This window comes from Shewanella sp. c952, assembly GCF_019654975.1.
In the GTDB taxonomy this organism is placed as follows: domain Bacteria; phylum Pseudomonadota; class Gammaproteobacteria; order Enterobacterales; family Shewanellaceae; genus Shewanella.
Map to the genome: position 1 here is coordinate 1 of NZ_BPEW01000049.1, position 17281 is coordinate 17281.

A 17281-nucleotide genomic window follows, 5' to 3' on the forward strand; every position below is an offset into this window, starting at 1 on the left:
CCATTATTCACTTTACCTGCCCATTTTTAACTCTCCAATTCATGATGTCACTTCAGTGAACCAATTGTAAATTTTGTTGAGATTGATTATCGTTTTCATTAAGATCTCGGCCTTTTTAGCGTATTTAGATTTCTGCTTGTATTAACAATGAGGCTGAAGATAAACAAAATGTTTAAATTAAAATACCCAGGATTGCTGCTCGCGATGTCCCTTACAGCTCTACCTAGTTGGGCTGAAGAGCAAGTACAGAAAAAAGCCGTTGATGACAGTGAAATGGAAGTGATTACTATCAGTGGTAAAGGGCTGATCTCATATGTCAGTGCTTCTGCAGCCAAAACGGATATGCCGATTATTGAGACGCCATCTTCAATTTCAGTATTAACCGAAAAGCGTATTACTGACCTAGGCGCAGAAAATGTTCAAGACGCCATAGGATACGTGGCTGGGGTTTATAATGGCCCTTATGGTGTTGATACTCGCGGCGATTGGGCGCAAATACGAGGTGTGTCACCACTGCAATACCAAGATGGATTGCAGATGATGTTTGGCAATTACAATAATGTGCGTACCAACCCCTATATGCTGCAGCAGATAGAGATCTTAAAAGGTCCATCATCGGTACTCTATGGCCAAGGTTCTACGGGCGGTATTATTAACTTAGTGACCAAACGTCCGGAAGCTGAGCAAAAAGGGGAGATTTGGGCACAGGCGGGTAGTTACGATCGTAAGCAGCTTGCAGCAGACGTGACGGGGTCTTTCGATGATGATGAAACCCTTTTGTATCGCTTAACCGGCCTATATCGTGACAGCGACACGCAAACTGATCACGTAGAAGATAATAGTTACTTTATTGCACCTGCTCTGAGCTGGTTTGCGACTGACAGTACCAAAATCACTGTATTAGCCAATCTACAAAAAAATGAGTCTGGTTCAAGTACCCAATTCTTCCCCCATGTCGGGACGATATTGCCTGCTCCTAATGGCCAGATCCCAAGTGAACGTTTTGTTAGTGAGCCTGGCTTTGACCAATATGACACTGAACAACGTGCAGTGACGTTAATGGTTGACCAAGACCTGAATGACTATATGTCTATTCACTGGGCAACTCGTTATGTTGATAGTGAATCAACCTACCGGACTATGTATGCTTGGCCGTTTGCATTACAGGCGGATGATCGCTCATTGCTACGCTCTATTTCTATGAGTGATGCAACTGCAGAGGCGTACACCTCAGATCTGCGCCTACAAGCACAGTTTGATACTGGTGATGTTGAGCATAACCTGACGTTTGGAATCGACTATCAAGATGTTGAAATTGATACTGATCGACTGTTTGTCTGGAACGGCGGCGGTTTGATTGATATCTATAACCCCAAATATGGCGTCAACCCTGAGAGTTATCCAACAAGTGCAGATATTCCGGATACCCCTGCTGAAACCAGCAAGCAACTTGGGGTTTACCTGCAAGACTCTATTAAATTTGGTGGCTGGGTGATTAGTGGTGCACTGCGCCATGATAAAATTGAATCTGAAACGGCTGTAGTTGGCACACAAGACCAAAGTGCCACTACCGGTCGACTCGGAATACTGTATAGCTTTGATTCTGGCATCGCACCTTATGTGAGTTATTCACAGTCTTTCTTGCCTATTTATGGTTCTAATGAAGTGGGTACGCCATTTAAACCACAAGAAGGTGAGCAATATGAGGTGGGTGTTAAGTACCAACCGAGTGGCACTGAGCATCTGTTTACCGCATCTATTTACGATATTACCGATAAAAACCGTAAACAATCAGCAGGTCCAGATTTAACCTTGCAGCTTGGGGAAGTCGAGATTCAAGGCTTGGAGCTAGAAGCGCAGTTAGAGTGGGATGAGATTGACGTTTATGCCAGCTACGCCTATACCGACTCTACTAAGCACTCATCGACCACCGGTGAAGATGGTGCCAAACTTGCTGCTATGCCAGACAATATGCTGTCGACTTGGGTGACTTACCGCCCACAGTCATTCTGGCAAGGTTTCAAGGCGGGTGTTGGTTACCGCTTTGTAGGTGAAACCTCTGATGGCAGCATTGATGTGGTATTGCCAGACGGTACCGTTGCACATAAAGCACTTACAACTGACAGTTATCACCTGTTTGATATGATGATTGGTTATGAATTTGACCAGTTCGATATCAGCGTCAATGTTGACAATCTTACTGATGATACTGTGATTACCAGTTGTTTAGCTCGAGGTGATTGTTTCTATGGGCAGCGCCGTACTATTAACGCGAATGTGAAATATCGCTTTTAAGTGTGATTTAGTGTGATTGAGTCATTCAGATAAAAGCCATAGCAACCGCTATGGCTTTTTTGTCGTGTAGATTAACCCATCATTAATTAAGAGAGTAAGAATCGCTGGCTTGGCTATAGCATTCGTTAGTATTGCTTCTTTAATATAATATTGCTCGTTTGTGCTTGAACTACATACTAATTTTCAGTTATTTCAAATATAATTTCTACTTTTTGCGAGTCTATGATGAAGCCATTAAATATTACTTGGAAAGCGGGTTCTGAATTGCATGAGGGCATGACAGAGCTGAGTGCTTGGTATGATTTTAAAGCGTACGGTAGCGTTGGGTTTCTCACCCAAGAAGACCTTTCCATTACAGATAGCATGCAGCAATGGTTTATCGATAATGAGCAGCGTATTTATGCACTTGTCTGTAATTACATGAATGAAAACTATCAAGAACTGCTTGAAGAATCTGAATTTCTAGATGTGTTTGATGAAGATTCAGAGCTTTATGAGACTCGTTGTGGCGCGGTGAACAAAGAAGATATGCATGCGGGAGACATCTTTAAATTAATGCAAGTCTCTGCATTTGTTTTACATCACCCTGACAAAAGTGCAGTCGGGATTATTTTTGAATGTGCTTGGGATGCAGAACATGGCTTTGGGCTGGTGATCCAAGCTGATGAGGTTATTTCGCAAGGCGGCGAACAGGTTGTGTATAGCGAGCTATAGTCCACTTCAATTAAGCGGGAGGCGTCAGACTCTCCCCATATTTTGCACAAAAAAAGCGGCGCACATCCCCTAATGCAAACCGCCTCAATTATCTGCTCTTCTTTTTACTTCTAAATAAAAGCTATTAACTTAAACTCTCTAGCTAAGCCGTCAACTTACTCACAAAGCCGATAAACAGATAAGCCGCCAGTAGCACGCCTACCCAGAGCACCATATTGCCAGCTGGGTATGAGCCTGAAAGCAGGCCGCCTAAACCTTTATGCTTGCTAGCAATAAAGCGTTGGCATTGGCTTAGTCTACTCGTCACCGCGTTGCGCAGTGCTCCATCGGCTTGCCAAATAACCGCAAATACTTTGGCAAGCACATTGGGAATGGCGCGCCTGTAGATCCAATCCACATCTAAGTTGGTCGAGCGCAACTCTGGCGGATACATGTTTCTCAAGTTTAACCAAACAAAGGCTAAGGCAGAGAACAGTAGTAGTTGAGTTTGCGCTAACACATGGGTCGCATCATACGGGTTGTAACCTGTATCATATGGCAGCAGCGAGTATAGCGCTTGCGGATAGATGCCGATGGCAATACACAAACTCGCAGCGATAAACATAGCGAATAACATATTGCGCGGTGGATCATTAGCGCGTAGACCTGAGTCGTGGGCGAAGAAGGCAAAGTAGGGGATCTTGATCCCAGCATGATGGAACACGCCTGCAGAGGCGAACAGTAGCATCAACCAGATCCAGTCATAACCGTTTTCAAGTGCTGCTGACATCACCATAGATTTACTGACAAAACCACTAAACAGCGGGAAGGCTGAGATAGAGGCCGCACCGACAATACAGAGTATAGTGGTCTTGGGCATAGTCTTATACAGGCCGCCGAGATCTGAACCGTTGATTCTGCCGGTCATATGCAGCACCGCGCCCATGCTCATAAACAGCAGACCTTTGAAGATCACATCGTTAAAAGCATGTGCAATAGCACCGTTGATTGCCAGTGCAGTACCGATCCCGATACCGACCACCATAAAGCCTACTTGGTTTATCAAGCTATAGGCCAGTACGCGGCGAAGATCATTCTCAATGACGGCAAAGAAGATAGGGAAGCAGGTCATGGCTGCGCCAATGTAAACTAAAAGCTCAGTACCTGGGTAGGCACGCGCTAGGGCATAAACGGCGACCTTAGTGGTAAATGCACTGAGGATAACCGTACCCGTTGGCGTGGCTTCCGGGTAGGCATCTGTGAGCCAGTTATGGAAAAACGGGAAAGCACATTTGATACCAAAGGCGATAAATATCAGCCAGCCAGCGATACTATCTAGGCCAATATAGTCAAAGGCCAGTGAGCCTGTTTCAGAGGCATAAAATAGCGCCCCGACGAGCAAGATGACGCCCGATAGCACCTGAATGATAAGGTAGCGCATACCAGCATGATAAGCGCGGGAGGTTCTACGTGCCCAGATCAGAAATACTGAGGTAAATGCCAGTAGCTCCCAAAACACAAATAGCGTTAGCAGATCACCAGCAAATACTGCGCCTAGCGCACTACCTGCATAGAGCATAGCTGCAACTTGCTGTACGGTATCTTTAACATGCAGCGAGTAGATAATGGAGATGAATGCGGCGATATGAAATACATAGCCAAACATCAAGCTCAGTTTATCAGCGCGATAGGGCACTAATTCATAATCTAAAAATGTCATCTGCAGGTGAATGCCCTCTGGCACTGTCCACAGGTGCATTGCGCTAATGACTGGAATCGCCACCATTATCGCCCCGCGTAGCTTGCCCTGAGTCAGTGCAGCAATAAGCCCGCCTAGAAAGAACAGGGTAAAGGGCGGTATCTCAAGCATCCACATTGTGATCACCTACTTTTTTGTTTTCAGTCTGATTGTTGGCAGCCAATTGGGTATTTTCATCATTGTTTTCTATATTGTTATTATCAAGATCGTCATCATCGTAGTAATCCTCTGAGCGCATCAAAAAGGTGCGCATCCAGCGAGCGATGACGACCAAGACGACACAGCCCACAAAGCCATAGAGGGGGTAGAAGAGTGGCAGGTTTTCCCAGCTATGGTAAACATGGCGATTGATAACAAAATCAAGCACGACAACAAGTACACAGCAGGCATAGAAGATATTCATAACCCACTTAGTATTTTTGGGGTTATCAAAGAAGTACTGCTTGTTCTCTTTGTTGTTCTCTTTGTTAGTACTTTCCTTGTTATCGGGCATGGCTGACTCCAGGTACCGTTAAGATGGTTTTGGCCAATTCATAGAGAGGTTGCGGATAGATAAATAAGATTAGGCAACCCAAAGTTGTGATAGATAGCGCGACTAATGACACCATTGGCGCCTCTTTGATGCCTGTCTTTGCTGCAGGGTGGTCCTTACCTGGGAAGAACGCATGGTAGGGAATAGGCAATAGGTAAGCGATATTAAGTAATGAACTCACCATCAATACCATCATAATGACCCAATAACCTGTTTCCATGGTGCCCATCAACAGGAACCACTTACTCCATGTACCGCCAGCAGGTGGCACGCCAATAATACTTAGGCTAGCGATAAAAAATGCGAACATGGTGACTGGCATAGTAAAGCCAAGGCCACGCATCTCACTGATTTTAGATTTATGGGTTGCAACCAAGATTGCACCTGCACAAAAGAACAGGGTGATCTTACCAAATGCGTGGGTGGCAATGTGCATCGAGCTGCCGATAACCCCAGATGAGGTGGCCAGCAACGCGCCTATGGTGATATAGCCGAGCTGGCTTACTGTTGAGTAGGCTAATCTTGCTTTCAAGTTGTCCTGACGCATCGCTACAATCGAGGCGAGCAGCACAGATGCGCCTGCTAAATACAGCAGGAACTCGGTTGTCGGCAGGGTTGGCAATAGCTCGATACCAAAGATAAACACGCAGACCTTTAATATGGTGAACACTCCAGCCTTAACAACTGCGACGGCATGCAGTAGCGCGCTCACAGGAGTTGGCGCCACCATAGCGGCAGGTAGCCAGCGATGAAACGGCATGATGGCCGCTTTACCAATACCAAATACAAACAGCACCAGTATTACGCCCGCTAAGCTAGTATCGACATTATCGCCAAATACGCCGCCTGCGGTGAAGTCCAAAGTGCCAGCCACAAACCACGTTAAGATAATCGCTAGCAGGAAGAAGGCAATAGAGGTGCCAAGCAAGATACCAAGATATACACGTCCCCCCTGTTTGGCCTTTTCAGTGCCAGCGTGAGTCACTAATGGGTAAGTGGAGAGGGTTAATACTTCGTAGAAGATGAATAGTGTGAATAGGTTGGCAGAAAATGCCAGTCCCATCACTGCGCTTATCGCTAAGGCGAAGCAGAGGTAGAAGCGAGTTTGGTTATCCTCACCGTGGCCGCGCATATAGCCGATGGCATACAGGGTGGTGATTAGCCAAAGAAAGCTAGCAATGAGGGCGAATAACATGCCGAGTGGCTCAACCACAAAGCTGACTTCTAAGCCTGGCAGCAATTGCCACCAAAATACCTCGATAGATGCGCCAGCACTAAGCCCTTGATAGAGGTTTACCACACAAAAGAGCACCGCAAGGCTGAAACTGATGGTGACAGCCTCACGAAGGTTGGGATGTTTTCCCGTTGCCACAATCGCCAGAGTAGCGAGTAAAGGCAAGATAATGGTTAGCTGCAGTAACAGCTCCAACGATAGATTCATGGGTTAATTCCAAACAAACTTTGAGAGGCCGCCTGTGCCACCTGCACACTAAGGCGGGTATCGATGCCAAAATAGATGTTGGCCAGTACCAGTGCCCAGATTGGGGCAAGGAAGGTCCAAGGGGCTTCCTGAACCGGTTCACGGCCCGGTAGAGGGGGCTTAAAGTAGGCAATCTCAACGATGCGCCAGATATAAATCACAGCCAGTAGTGAGCCCAGTAATACGAGTACTGCTACCGGCCACATTCCCACCTCTACGGCGGCAACAAGCAGATACCATTTGCTGACAAAACCAACGGTTAATGGCACGCCAATCAAACTTAAACCAGCGACAACAATAGCTGCCATGGTGAGCGGCATCTGCCTACCTAGCCCTTGGAACTGACTTAGTTGTACACTGCCGATGCGGTACATCACTGCGCCTAATGCTAAAAATAGTGCGCTCTTCATCAAAGCGTGGTTGAACAGGTGCAGCAGGGTAGCCATTAGGCCGGTAGGGGTTTGGATGGCATAGCCAACGATCATATAGCCAACCTGAGCGATGCTCGAGTAGGCGAAGATATGTTTGACATTGGTTTTATATATTGCCGCAGTAGATGCTGCGAATATACCGACCAAGCCGAGCACCAAAAATATGTTTTGTAGCGGTAGGCTAGAGAATGAGAACTCGATACCAAATATGGTAAAGCTTAATCGGATCAGTAGGTAAACCGCCACTTTGGTTGCCGTAGCAGCAAGGAAAGCGGTGACGATTGAGGGAGCGTAAGCGTAAGCATTAGGCAACCATAGATGCAGTGGGAACAGTGCTAGCTTCAGACAGACGCCGACAATCAAAAAGACAAAGGCGGCAAATACAGTGCGGGTTTGGTTAACCTCGGCAAGCCGGCTGGCGATATCTGCCATATTTAGCGTACCTGTCATCTGGTACAGCAAGCCGATGCCGATCAAAATGAATGTTGCGCCGATAGTGCCCATGATCAGATATTGATAGGCGGCCCAAAGGGCGCGTCTATCTTTGCCAAGCCCAATCAATGCATAGGCCGATAGCGACGATATCTCCAAAAATACGAATACGTTAAACAGATCACCAGTGGAGACGATGCCAAACATACCCGTTATAGACAGCAGGTACAGGCTATAAAAGAGCGTGTGGCGATCTTCTGCTAGCTCTTTTTGAATGCTGGTATGTGCTGCAAATAGCACTACCGTGCCGATGGTTGATATGATCAGCAGTAAGAGTGCATTGAGTTCATCGATGCGATATTCGATCCCCCAAGGGGCATCCCATCCACCAAGCTGATAGGTGATGGTGCCTGAGCTCATCACCTGTTGCAGTAGAAATATACTATTGGCGCAGGTAAAAGCGCTCACGAGTAGGGCAAACAGCCATACCAGCTTAGAGCGATTTAGGAACAAGCATAAAGGCGCAGCCATCAGTGGCACAATAACTTGTAAAATAGGCAGATGGGCTAGCACGATGTTTTATCCTCAGTGAGCTGATCTTGAATTTGAATCTCATCTTCCTCGATAGAGCCATAGGACTCTTTGATTCTTACTACTAGTGCAAGGCCGAGCGCCGTCGTTGCAATACCAACAACAATTGCAGTGAGAATAAGCACATGGGGGAGAGGGTTAGAGTAGCGAGCTACACCTTCAGCCAAGATGGGGGCACTACCGCTATCGACATTGCCCATACTGATGTAAAAGATAAAAACCGATGTTTGGAAAATGGTTAAGCCAACCAATTTCTTGATCAGGTTGCCATGGGCGATAACGATATAGAAACCGATCATCATCAGCAGTACCACGATCCAGTAGTTATAGAGTCCTAGTAACATCACTCTCCCCCTTTTTGTTCAGTACTGTTTGCTTGAGTAACGTTTAGCTCAGGGCTGTCCTGCTCAGTGGCTTGCTGCTGAGCTTCTCTGCGACCTGCAAAGTTAAAAAAGATAATGATCATTACTGCGGTAACAGTGAAGCCAACCCCCAACTCGATAAGTAAAATACCTATGTGCTGACCAGCAATGGGATCGGCTGCAAGTACGTTGTAATCTAAGAAGTTACCACCGTTAAATAGCGAGACGACACCGACACTGGCATAGAGCAGCAAGCCGATAGCTGCGATAAGTCGGATTATCGATTGATTGAAGACGCGCCTTGCGGTGTCTAACCCAAATAACATGGCATAGAGGATGATTGCAGCTGCAAAGATCACACCCGCCTGGAACCCGCCACCAGGACCAAAGTCACCGTGGAACTGCACATAGAGCGCAAACAGTAAGATAAAGGGGATCAATACTTTGCTAACAATGCGCAGCACCATATGCTGCTCATGCATCTGGTCTTTTTGGCTGTTGTTACTGCTATTTTCAGAACTGCTCTCATCTAATTTACTTGACCTGCGACGTAGAGGTAGTGATAGCAGTGACAGCACGCCAATACCTGCAGTAAAGATAACGGCGACCTCACCTAAGGTATCAAATGCACGGTAGCTACCAAGTACTGAGGTGACAATGTTGGGAACACCGACCTCCTGCATCGAGTCATTAATATAGCGAGGGGCAACATGTTGATGAACCGGTGCGTCAAAACTGCCAAAGTAGGGCATATCTAAGGTGCCGTAGATCAGCATGCCACCTGTAATAAATACCACTAGCAAAGCCAGCAAAGGTTTATGACGTTTAGGCGCTTCACTGCGACCAGTCATGGTGATAGCTGCCAGCATCAGCAAACCAGAAATTCCAGCACCTACAGCTGCCTCAGTAAAGGCCACATCGACAGCATCGAGTACAACAAAGAAGCTCGCGGAGAGTAAGCCGTAGATCCCAGTTAACATCACTACGGCCAACAGATCTTTGGTCCGTACAATGGCTATTGCAATAATGACGAGAAAGCTTAATAGAACGACATCAACTATAGTTTCGATGGCTTGTCCCCTCCTTTGTCGCTTGAGTCGTCGAGCACGGGCTTTAAGTTGTTGCGCAGCGCAGCCTTGGCCAATGCATGACTTGCTGTAGGGTTAATAAATAGGGTGAACAGTAAAATCATGATCAACTTAAGTAGTACTAGCCCGTCAGGGGATATTAGCATCAGGCCAGTGAGTATCAGCCCTGCTCCTAAGGTGTCAGTGACCCCTACTGCATGTATGCGAGTATAGAAATCTGGGAAGCGCAAGATTCCAACACCACCTGATAGACAAATAAAGCTACCTAGCAGTAGACATAAGCCACTGCCGATCTCGAGTATGAGACTCATTATTTATCCTCTTTAGTCGGTGCTTGCTGTTGAGGCGAATGCTTAAACTCAACTGAATCAGAGAAGCGAAGTACGCCGATAACACTGATAAAGTTGATCAGGGCGTATACCAGAGCGATATCGAGAAACTCTGGACGGCCCATTAAAAAGCCCAGTATCGAGATCAGTAGCACTGTTTTAGTGCCAAACATATTAAATGCCAAGATCCGATCGTAGAGCGTAGGCCCCACGACACAGCGAATGATCGCTAGGAGCATGACAACAAGAATTGCGATTGTGGCTGCAGTTAACATCGGCTTTCCATTTCAGTGACTCGGCGATCCATTTCGCCAGTTTTTAAGGTATCAATATTGTCCTTGATCAATGCGTGTATGGTCATACGATCACCGACGATGTCGACTGTGACTGTACCCGGCGTCAAGGTGATGGAGTTGGCGTAGATAACCTTGCCGAGATCTGTGCGCTGACTGACATCTATCGTGGCAAGTGTTGGGGAGATGCTGCTATTGCCAAGCCAGACATGTTTGACCACCGAAATGTTAGAAATAATGACCTCTTTGGTTAGCCATATCACGTAGTTAGGCATGTTTACTGAAAGGTGAATAGGCTGAGATTCATGGTCAATCACATCCATCCGGTGTGCGATGTAGAGCACTAGCAGGATTGAAGCCGCTCCCAGTGATAACAGCAGTACGTTGCTGTAATTTGAGTTAATCCACCAAAAGAGGGACAAGCTTAAAAAGAGACTCAGAGTGTGGCTCGGCAGGTTTCTCGTTGTTTTATCTGAAGTATTTTTGTCTAAGAATATGTTATTTTTCATGTTCACTTTCTACCTTTACCAATAAGTTCATTGGGGTGAGGGTCAATACATGGCAGTGCAACCAAGCTTTATCTGTAACTCACAGTAAGTTACAGACATGAATATTCAGCTTCAAGTGCATTGAAAATTTGCGTGTGTAGCAACTGCATCGATTCGAGCGGATATGACAAATGTCCAACAAGGCGCTTTGCTATGTGCTCAACACTTTCATTTTTAGGCAGGCATAATTGGACTGGTTGCTCCTTCGATGTGCGTTTGCCTACCCGAGTTTGATAGGCCCTATCGATAAATTCTCCCGATGTTTCACGCAAAACGTAATCAGATTTTGGAGCTAATGAACCTGCTAGAAACCCCTGAACGTAGTGAATACAAGAGCTAGCTGGGATATTTTCAAGTGACATGCAAGAGTTAAGTACCACTTGCTCCTCTTCTGCTGGAGTTTTTGAAGTTGCAAATACAGAAAAGGATAAGGTCATTGTCAATGCTAAAAGCGTTAATAACAGGCTGTTCTTCATTTTAACTCCTTGTTTATACATTTACTTATTAGCGTGCCAGTAATATAAAGTGTCATTTATTTATAGTGGTTAGCACTTGTAATATATTATTAAAACTATTCCATAATGTTATAATGTCAGCTCTAGACATTCTCTACAATGACTAAATATTTATTTTTCCTAATATTGAGCTATTTATATTGGAGTGAACACTAGCTTGTAGAGTCTTGCTCTATAAATCTCATTAGCTACTTTTACTCACTATTTATTCTGTTGTTGTACATCGTCACTTGTTGACCCTGATAGTTAAGAGCAAATCGCTATTTTGTGTAAACTCGGTAATTGTTGGCTTACTCATCGGGAATTGCGAAGTGTTTTTCTAGGTGTTTGTATTTTAAATGTTTATGCTTTTGTTTTTACATTTGTTTGATGCTGCTTCTGAAATGTTTAAGTTTCGGTTTATGTTAAGTTAAGCTCGTTTATGGTTATATTTAAGGTTATCTTAAGCTTCGGCGTCGGCTAAAATTACAAACCGGTTGGTAATTTATTTCACTAAGAGGAAGTTACTCAAGAGTGTTTAGGTATTACAAGAAGCGTTTTTGATTAATTATATTTAGCTTGCTGTTGTTATATTATTGCTTTCAAGCTAAGTGGAACAGAATAAGTTTTGTTTTTGTTGATAGTGCGGGAGACTGGTTTCTCTAGTCTTATTTCTTTAGGTGTTAGCATTCTATCTAATTACCAAATTTATTATTTCAGGTAGCACGATTGTCGGATTTTTTAGGGTTAATTGAAAGATAAGCGAGGTGAGGCGTACTTAGTACGTTGGCTTAGCCTAAAAAATTAGTTACTCAGTTCCACGTGTTAATTCGGCGAGAGCACCTGTTTAATCTGGGCTTCTTTTTCACCGGAAAGTAACCGTGTCAGTTATAAAGGTTCAAAAGTTGAAGTTATCAAGGCGACCAATATAGATATTACTGATATAGGGCATAAGCAGTTCGACTCTATAGACTTTGTTGATTGGACACATCAAATCTCAAAAACACCGATGCTAAAAGCACAGCATCCAGATTACGAAACATGGAGTTCTGGCGTACACGGCCAAAACGATATCACTTGTATCGATTGTCATATGCCTAAAATTACCAATGATTAATGAGCTTAAAGATAGGGGATAAACTCAGTTGGTTCACGCCCATTACGAAGCGGGTGCCGCTATTAAAGCTGGAGCATCTGAAGCTGACCTTAAGCCTATTCAAGATGATATTAGGCACGCCTAATGGCGCTGGGATCACGCGACTGCTTCACATGGTATAGCAACGCATAATCCTGAAGAAGCGTTAAGAGTATTAGGAACAGTGATTGATTTGTCTGCTGATGCTAGGGTGAAGCTCGCTCGATTACTTAGCAATATAGGCTTAGATATGGATAAGCAGGAAGCAGAAAAAGCCAACTTTTTAAAAACTGTTCTGCGCAACTGGGACAATGAAGCTAAAGAAAGAGAGTCAAAGCTTAATAAGTAAAAGATAAGCCCTATACAATGGTGCCTTATCTTCATTACCCCATCGACAATAGTTGTTATCGTATAGTGCTTTAAATAAGTGGACCCCGTCTGGTACAGAGTAAACCTTAACCCTGTCCCTATTTAGTCTATAGGTGCGACTACAGTGTTCGCAGGTTTCGTCCATCCTTTCTCTTCAATTAACCTCTATTCAGTATTAATGTTGTGGCAAGTACGTTAATCATTTGCATCTTATGGGTGGCAGTAATGCTTTGCGTCACACTCCTCTGTTTCGGTATTTAATCGGCAATTTCCAGACCTTTACTGACCTACTTTGCTATGGGTTTTAGCATTAATTTAACAAACGAACGTGTTAATGCGCTCCGGTTAAATCCCATAGCTAGGGCCAATTGTGTCAACTAATAAAGGGAAATGATGATGATGAATTTTAACGGGCCAAGTGCCCCACGCAAGACACTTATAGCAGCTCTGCTTCTCAGCACTCTGAGTGCATGTGGCAGCGATGATGATAATGGCGATCCAGTAGTCCCAGTTAACAACCCACCGATCGCTAATCCGGTAGATGCGCAAGCTACCATAGGCAGTAACAGTATTATCGATGCCTTGGCCAATGATACCGATCCAGATGGTGATGCATTGACGATCGAAACCGTAACTGTGTCAGAAGGGACAGGAGCTGCATCGATTGAGGATAATATGATCTTGTTCGAACCTCTTGAGGCCGGTACTAGCATACTCAATTACGTTATCTCAGATGGTAACGGTGGCAATGCAGAGTCAATTGTCACTGTTGTAGTGACATCTTCAGGGCTGGCTTATGTTGGTTCCAATACCTGTGTTTCTTGCCATACGGACAAGGAGTCTTATTTCGAGACGGGTCATAATTTTAAGCTGACTAAGGTTGAGGGGGAGGAGCCTATTTATCCTTTCACTTCTCTTGCTGGTGCGCCAGAACTGTTGGATATAGACAATACTCTGGGTAACCCAGCGGGCTGGCAAGACATCAGTTACGTGATTGGTGGCTACAAGAAAAGTGCGATGTTCATCGACCAGAATGGCTATATCATGTCCGGTGATAAGGCTGGTGTTGGTGTCGCTCCTAAAGGGGGGCAGATCCCCTATGCATATGCTTACCAACCTAATACTGCACCTGATTCACATCCTTATGGTTACTGCGGTAGATGCCATACAACAGGTTGGCAGGATTACACTGAAAATGATAATCGCAATCCGAATCGACAAGATGATATGCCAGGAATGGACGGCACATTTGCTATGACTGGAGTTCAATGTGAAAGTTGTCATGGTGCGGGTAGTGAACATGTTAAGACGCCGTCAAAACAAAATATTGTTAAGATTGCAGATGCTCGCGTCACTGACGATTTCCTTGCAGAAGATATGAGTTATGGTAAGGCCGCTACCTGTACTGAGTGCCACACCACTGATGATGCTGTTAGACGTTACCCTGATTATTTGTCTCCCTTTGACCAAGTCTTTGGTGGCGTTACCCAAGGTGCACGCTTGAGCTTGAACACTGGTTTTGGCCCCGAAGGACGCCGAGGTGGTCGTGGTGGCCGTCATGCGGGTACAACCATGATTGGTACAGATCCAGACACTGGTGAGGCTATGGGTAAGAAGAAGGACTTCACTTGTTCAACTTGTCATAACCCCCATCAGTCTGAAAAATATCAAGATCAACCTGGTCATGGTAATGCCATGGTGCGCGAGTGTACTGATTGTCATAATAAGGAGTTTGCCATTGAAGCTTCCGTTCATGAATTCGTCGCTAAGTGTACCGATTGTCACATGCCTAGTGAGTCTCATCTGTTCAAGATCGATCTAGATGGCGCTAAGGATGATTCAAGACACTTCTCGGCAGATGGTGACTATATGAAACCTTGGCTTCGTGCTTTTGATAGCTGTTCAGGCTGTCATGAGGATGACTATGATGAGCGAGCTAATCGGATAGGGAAAATACACTTATAGTACTTTCTTAATAGTACTCTTTGGCCAGCGGCGACTTGTCGCTGGCTAACCCGTCGCGTCACAGAAACTCTTTTATGGAGGTGTTAAAATGGTATGCATGAACAATTGCGATTCGATTCCCAACATTCACTACCGAGCTCCCTCTAAATTGAATTCTGGTATAGAAGTCATGGATCTGGAGTGCTTTCGAGCACGGCTCAATCGCTACGACTTCGATCCCTGCCAACCCCACCGGGTGAATTATTTCTGCTTCCTATTCATTACCAAAGGGCAAGGGGAGCATCTTATTGACTTCAAACATTATCCCTATCAGTCGGGCAGTGTTATTTTTGTCAATCGCAATCAAGTACACGCCTTCGAACCGGAGGATTTGCCTCAAGGTACTATGGTTAACATCAGTACGGACTTCTTCTCCGATAGCGCTGCCAATATTCGCACCTCCTACTTTGCACCATTTCACCAAAGTATGGCGTCATCACCGGTGCTAACAACACTCCCTGAAGATTTAAACGAAAGCTGCAACGTGCTGTTAAGCGAGGTGAAAAAGGCCATTTATGAGCGTGCCGACGATGATGTGGTGGTGCAGTTACTACTCTCTAGCTTACTGATAAAATTAGGTCGGCAGAGAAAGAGTCACCTTAGCCACTTAAGCGAGCATCAAAAAGAGCGCTTCGACCTGTTTATTAGTCTAGTGGAACAGCACTACTTTGAGGCTAGGGAAGCCCTTCAATATGCGGAGTTGATGCACACTAGCTACAAAAACTTAAACCAGCTGTGCAAATCATGTTGTGGCCGCACAACCAAGCAATTGATCGATTTTAGAATCACGCTTGAGATCAAACGCAAGCTCGTTATGGACGGTCTATCAGTACAACAAACTGCTGATGATCTCGGTTTTGAAGACATTACTCACTTTAATAAGTATTTTAAGCGGTTAACGGGGTTTACTCCGGCAGCCTTTAAGCGAAGAAAGAGCGCTAAAGATCCACTGGCCTAGATAATAAGGGGGCAGACTATGACCCCACTTTTTCTATTTTTTAGTGACAGGAATAATCCACATATTGTTTTCAATGGAGCCATCCATCAATTCAATGACAACATTGTCGATCACTTTTAGGCCTGTTTCAGCCATGTTCTCAAAGGTATCAATGCCGTCATTCGGAAAGTTTTGGCGAGTGCGGTGGATGTTAAACTGGTTTGCAAATTTTCTATCAAATGCCTTTTCTATTCCTTGCTTGCCAATCATAAAGCCGATTAGCCCGCCCCATGTTGCGGTTGGATTATCTGAATCCCAACCTGCCAATGAGCCAATCTTAATGGTCTGCTTTATATCGCCTTCACCATAATGCAAGCTGATGATACTGGCTGCAAAGTTAATGCCTGCTGCAAAACAACCATTACAGTAAAGCTGTTTGGACGTTATATCATAGCCATCTTGCTGGTTAACTTGGTATCGCTGGTATATTTGATCCCTTGCTTGCTCCCACGGTATACCTGAGTCATGCAATTGTGTGACGTAATCATACATGGCTGCTGCGTAGGAAGTATCAGGTAATACTTGGCGAGCCTCTGTTGCCATCCATGACAATTGCTCTTTAATAGGCATATCTTTATCTACAGCTGACGCAAGTGAGTGCATAACCACATAAAATTTGGCTATGTATTCGGCATCCTTTCTCGCTGTTGTTTGTATTGGCAGTTCTGCCATTTTAATTGCTATGTCGGGCCTGCTTGGTGCGAATAGCCCAAATATCTCAGTGGTTAGCTGCGCGTCTATCATGTCAAAATGTTCATTGTTATTAGGTGCTCCCGTTTCTGGTGGCAACATGCCTTGAGCCATTAAGTCAAAAGCGCGCTGATTTGAAACCCAGAGGTAATTTTCTTCATCCTTTTTAATATGTTTTAACCAACCATCACGGATCTGTTCCGCAGTTAACATACTGGTGTTGTAGGTGGCTAATAGGTGCTGATACATATACTCAATATCAGTATCATCATCAGATCCCCATACTTCTCCAGGATCTCGGAACACAAAGTCGATAGTGTCTGACAAGTCGCTAGGAACCCCTTGCCCCCAAATACTTGGTTGATCTGCTTTTCCCCAATCCTCTGTGATGTAAAAGTTACCCGTTTTGAGTTCACCAATATCACCAATTTTGTCCATTTCTGTCACCAGACCTGTCCAGTTAGCAATAGATTGCCCTAGCCAAAAACCATAAAGCTTATTTCTGTAGTCCTTTCTGGAGATTTTTATCACTTGAGCAGTAACGGGGACATGCTCCAAAGCTTGCTTATTAACAGCTAACTGAGCGTTTTCATGGGGAGTCGGTCGGTTTGATACTTGGCAAGCACTTACAGCAAGTAGGGCTAAAAACAAAACAAGTAGTATTTTCATGTTCTCTATTCTTCAGTGAGTGAAAGCGGTTACATTTTTATTACTATAGTGATGGAATGACTGAAAAATCAACAGAAAATAAATGAAAGT

At 44.8% G+C, this 17281-nt stretch carries 15 protein-coding genes and 1 pseudogene; 5 read left to right on the forward strand and 11 right to left on the reverse strand.

Going from position 1 to position 17281, the window contains the following annotated elements; all coding sequences use genetic code 11:
- Positions 1 to 168 precede the first annotated feature (168 nt).
- On the forward strand, positions 169 to 2295 hold the full coding sequence (locus K5R16_RS20485) for a TonB-dependent siderophore receptor (RefSeq protein ID WP_259649960.1): 2127 nt from the start codon (positions 169 to 171) through the stop codon (positions 2293 to 2295).
- 225 nt (positions 2296 to 2520) lie between these two features.
- The gene (locus K5R16_RS20490) at positions 2521 to 3009 is read left to right on the forward strand and encodes a DUF6985 domain-containing protein (RefSeq protein WP_220740057.1); all 489 of its coding nucleotides are present in this window, start codon (positions 2521 to 2523) and stop codon (positions 3007 to 3009) included.
- A gap of 142 nt (positions 3010 to 3151) precedes the next feature.
- On the opposite strand, the gene K5R16_RS20495 is transcribed toward K5R16_RS20490, so the two are convergent.
- The 10 genes from K5R16_RS20495 to K5R16_RS20540 all read right to left on the reverse strand — a co-directional run bounded on the left by K5R16_RS20495 (position 3152) and on the right by K5R16_RS20540 (position 11309).
- Positions 3152 to 4864 (reverse strand): Na(+)/H(+) antiporter subunit D, encoded by a 1713-nt coding sequence (locus K5R16_RS20495; protein ID WP_220740059.1) that lies wholly within the window; start codon positions 4862 to 4864, stop codon positions 3152 to 3154.
- On the reverse strand, positions 4851 to 5240 hold the full coding sequence (locus K5R16_RS20500; RefSeq protein ID WP_220740060.1) for a hypothetical protein: 390 nt from the start codon (positions 5238 to 5240) through the stop codon (positions 4851 to 4853). The genes K5R16_RS20495 and K5R16_RS20500 overlap by 14 nt, the downstream gene beginning before the upstream one ends.
- Positions 5230 to 6720 carry a monovalent cation/H+ antiporter subunit D family protein gene (locus tag K5R16_RS20505; protein WP_220740062.1) on the reverse strand — a complete coding sequence of 497 codons (1491 nt, stop codon included), beginning with the start codon at positions 6718 to 6720 and terminating at the stop codon, positions 5230 to 5232. The genes K5R16_RS20500 and K5R16_RS20505 overlap by 11 nt, the downstream gene beginning before the upstream one ends.
- Complete coding sequence (locus tag K5R16_RS20510) at positions 6717 to 8195, reverse strand: monovalent cation/H+ antiporter subunit D family protein (RefSeq protein WP_220740064.1); 1479 nt, start codon at positions 8193 to 8195, stop codon at positions 6717 to 6719. Before K5R16_RS20510 ends, K5R16_RS20505 begins: the two co-directional genes overlap by 4 nt.
- On the reverse strand, positions 8189 to 8557 hold the full coding sequence (locus K5R16_RS20515) for a cation:proton antiporter subunit C (protein WP_126507455.1): 369 nt from the start codon (positions 8555 to 8557) through the stop codon (positions 8189 to 8191). The genes K5R16_RS20510 and K5R16_RS20515 overlap by 7 nt, the downstream gene beginning before the upstream one ends.
- Entirely contained in the window at positions 8557 to 9600 is a 1044-nt protein-coding gene (locus K5R16_RS20520; RefSeq protein ID WP_374758414.1) for a Na(+)/H(+) antiporter subunit B, read from the reverse strand. Before K5R16_RS20520 ends, K5R16_RS20515 begins: the two co-directional genes overlap by 1 nt.
- 32 nt (positions 9601 to 9632) lie before the next feature.
- Positions 9633 to 9974, reverse strand: coding sequence for a monovalent cation/H(+) antiporter subunit G (gene mnhG / locus K5R16_RS20525; protein ID WP_220740066.1), 342 nt, complete (start codon positions 9972 to 9974; stop codon positions 9633 to 9635).
- Positions 9974 to 10267: a monovalent cation/H+ antiporter complex subunit F gene (locus K5R16_RS20530; RefSeq protein WP_220740069.1), complete on the reverse strand. Its 294-nt coding sequence runs from the start codon at positions 10265 to 10267 to the stop codon at positions 9974 to 9976. The genes mnhG and K5R16_RS20530 overlap by 1 nt, the downstream gene beginning before the upstream one ends.
- Positions 10261 to 10794, reverse strand: coding sequence for a Na+/H+ antiporter subunit E (locus tag K5R16_RS20535; protein ID WP_220740071.1), 534 nt, complete (start codon positions 10792 to 10794; stop codon positions 10261 to 10263). The genes K5R16_RS20530 and K5R16_RS20535 overlap by 7 nt, the downstream gene beginning before the upstream one ends.
- Positions 10795 to 10883: 89 nt before the next feature.
- Positions 10884 to 11309 (reverse strand): hypothetical protein, encoded by a 426-nt coding sequence (locus K5R16_RS20540; protein ID WP_220740072.1) that lies wholly within the window; start codon positions 11307 to 11309, stop codon positions 10884 to 10886.
- Between the two features lie 976 nt (positions 11310 to 12285).
- On the opposite strand from K5R16_RS20540, the pseudogene K5R16_RS20545 reads away from it, so the two are divergent.
- The 3 genes and pseudogenes from K5R16_RS20545 to K5R16_RS20555 all read left to right on the forward strand — a co-directional run.
- Positions 12286 to 12811: pseudogene (locus tag K5R16_RS20545) on the forward strand (ammonia-forming cytochrome c nitrite reductase subunit c552); the annotation flags it as partial.
- 416 nt (positions 12812 to 13227) lie between these two features.
- Positions 13228 to 14796: an Ig-like domain-containing protein gene (locus K5R16_RS20550; RefSeq protein ID WP_220740074.1), complete on the forward strand. Its 1569-nt coding sequence runs from the start codon at positions 13228 to 13230 to the stop codon at positions 14794 to 14796.
- Positions 14797 to 14893: 97 nt separating this feature from the next.
- Positions 14894 to 15793 carry a helix-turn-helix transcriptional regulator gene (locus K5R16_RS20555; protein WP_220740076.1) on the forward strand — a complete coding sequence of 300 codons (900 nt, stop codon included), beginning with the start codon at positions 14894 to 14896 and terminating at the stop codon, positions 15791 to 15793.
- Positions 15794 to 15826: 33 nt separating this feature from the next.
- On the opposite strand, the gene K5R16_RS20560 is transcribed toward K5R16_RS20555, so the two are convergent.
- Entirely contained in the window at positions 15827 to 17191 is a 1365-nt protein-coding gene (locus K5R16_RS20560) for an ADP-ribosylglycohydrolase family protein (protein WP_220740078.1), read from the reverse strand.
- Positions 17192 to 17281 lie beyond the last annotated feature (90 nt).

Excerpts from the sequence above, each read along its gene's own strand:
- K5R16_RS20490 (WP_220740057.1), top strand. The coding sequence starts at position 2,521 with ATGAAGCCATTAAATATTACTTGGAAAGCGGGTTCTGAATTGCATGAG.
- K5R16_RS20495 (WP_220740059.1), bottom strand. The coding sequence starts at position 4,864 with ATGTGGATGCTTGAGATACCGCCCTTTACCCTGTTCTTTCTAGGCGGG.
- K5R16_RS20530 (WP_220740069.1), bottom strand. The coding sequence starts at position 10,267 with ATGTTAACTGCAGCCACAATCGCAATTCTTGTTGTCATGCTCCTAGCG.
- K5R16_RS20485 (WP_259649960.1), top strand. The coding sequence starts at position 169 with ATGTTTAAATTAAAATACCCAGGATTGCTGCTCGCGATGTCCCTTACA.
- K5R16_RS20505 (WP_220740062.1), bottom strand. The coding sequence starts at position 6,720 with ATGAATCTATCGTTGGAGCTGTTACTGCAGCTAACCATTATCTTGCCT.
- K5R16_RS20515 (WP_126507455.1), bottom strand. The coding sequence starts at position 8,557 with ATGTTACTAGGACTCTATAACTACTGGATCGTGGTACTGCTGATGATG.
- K5R16_RS20540 (WP_220740072.1), bottom strand. The coding sequence starts at position 11,309 with ATGAAGAACAGCCTGTTATTAACGCTTTTAGCATTGACAATGACCTTA.
- K5R16_RS20500 (WP_220740060.1), bottom strand. The coding sequence starts at position 5,240 with ATGCCCGATAACAAGGAAAGTACTAACAAAGAGAACAACAAAGAGAAC.
- K5R16_RS20555 (WP_220740076.1), top strand. The coding sequence starts at position 14,894 with ATGAACAATTGCGATTCGATTCCCAACATTCACTACCGAGCTCCCTCT.
- K5R16_RS20535 (WP_220740071.1), bottom strand. The coding sequence starts at position 10,794 with ATGAAAAATAACATATTCTTAGACAAAAATACTTCAGATAAAACAACG.
- mnhG (WP_220740066.1), bottom strand. The coding sequence starts at position 9,974 with ATGAGTCTCATACTCGAGATCGGCAGTGGCTTATGTCTACTGCTAGGT.
- K5R16_RS20550 (WP_220740074.1), top strand. The coding sequence starts at position 13,228 with ATGATGAATTTTAACGGGCCAAGTGCCCCACGCAAGACACTTATAGCA.
- K5R16_RS20560 (WP_220740078.1), bottom strand. The coding sequence starts at position 17,191 with ATGAAAATACTACTTGTTTTGTTTTTAGCCCTACTTGCTGTAAGTGCT.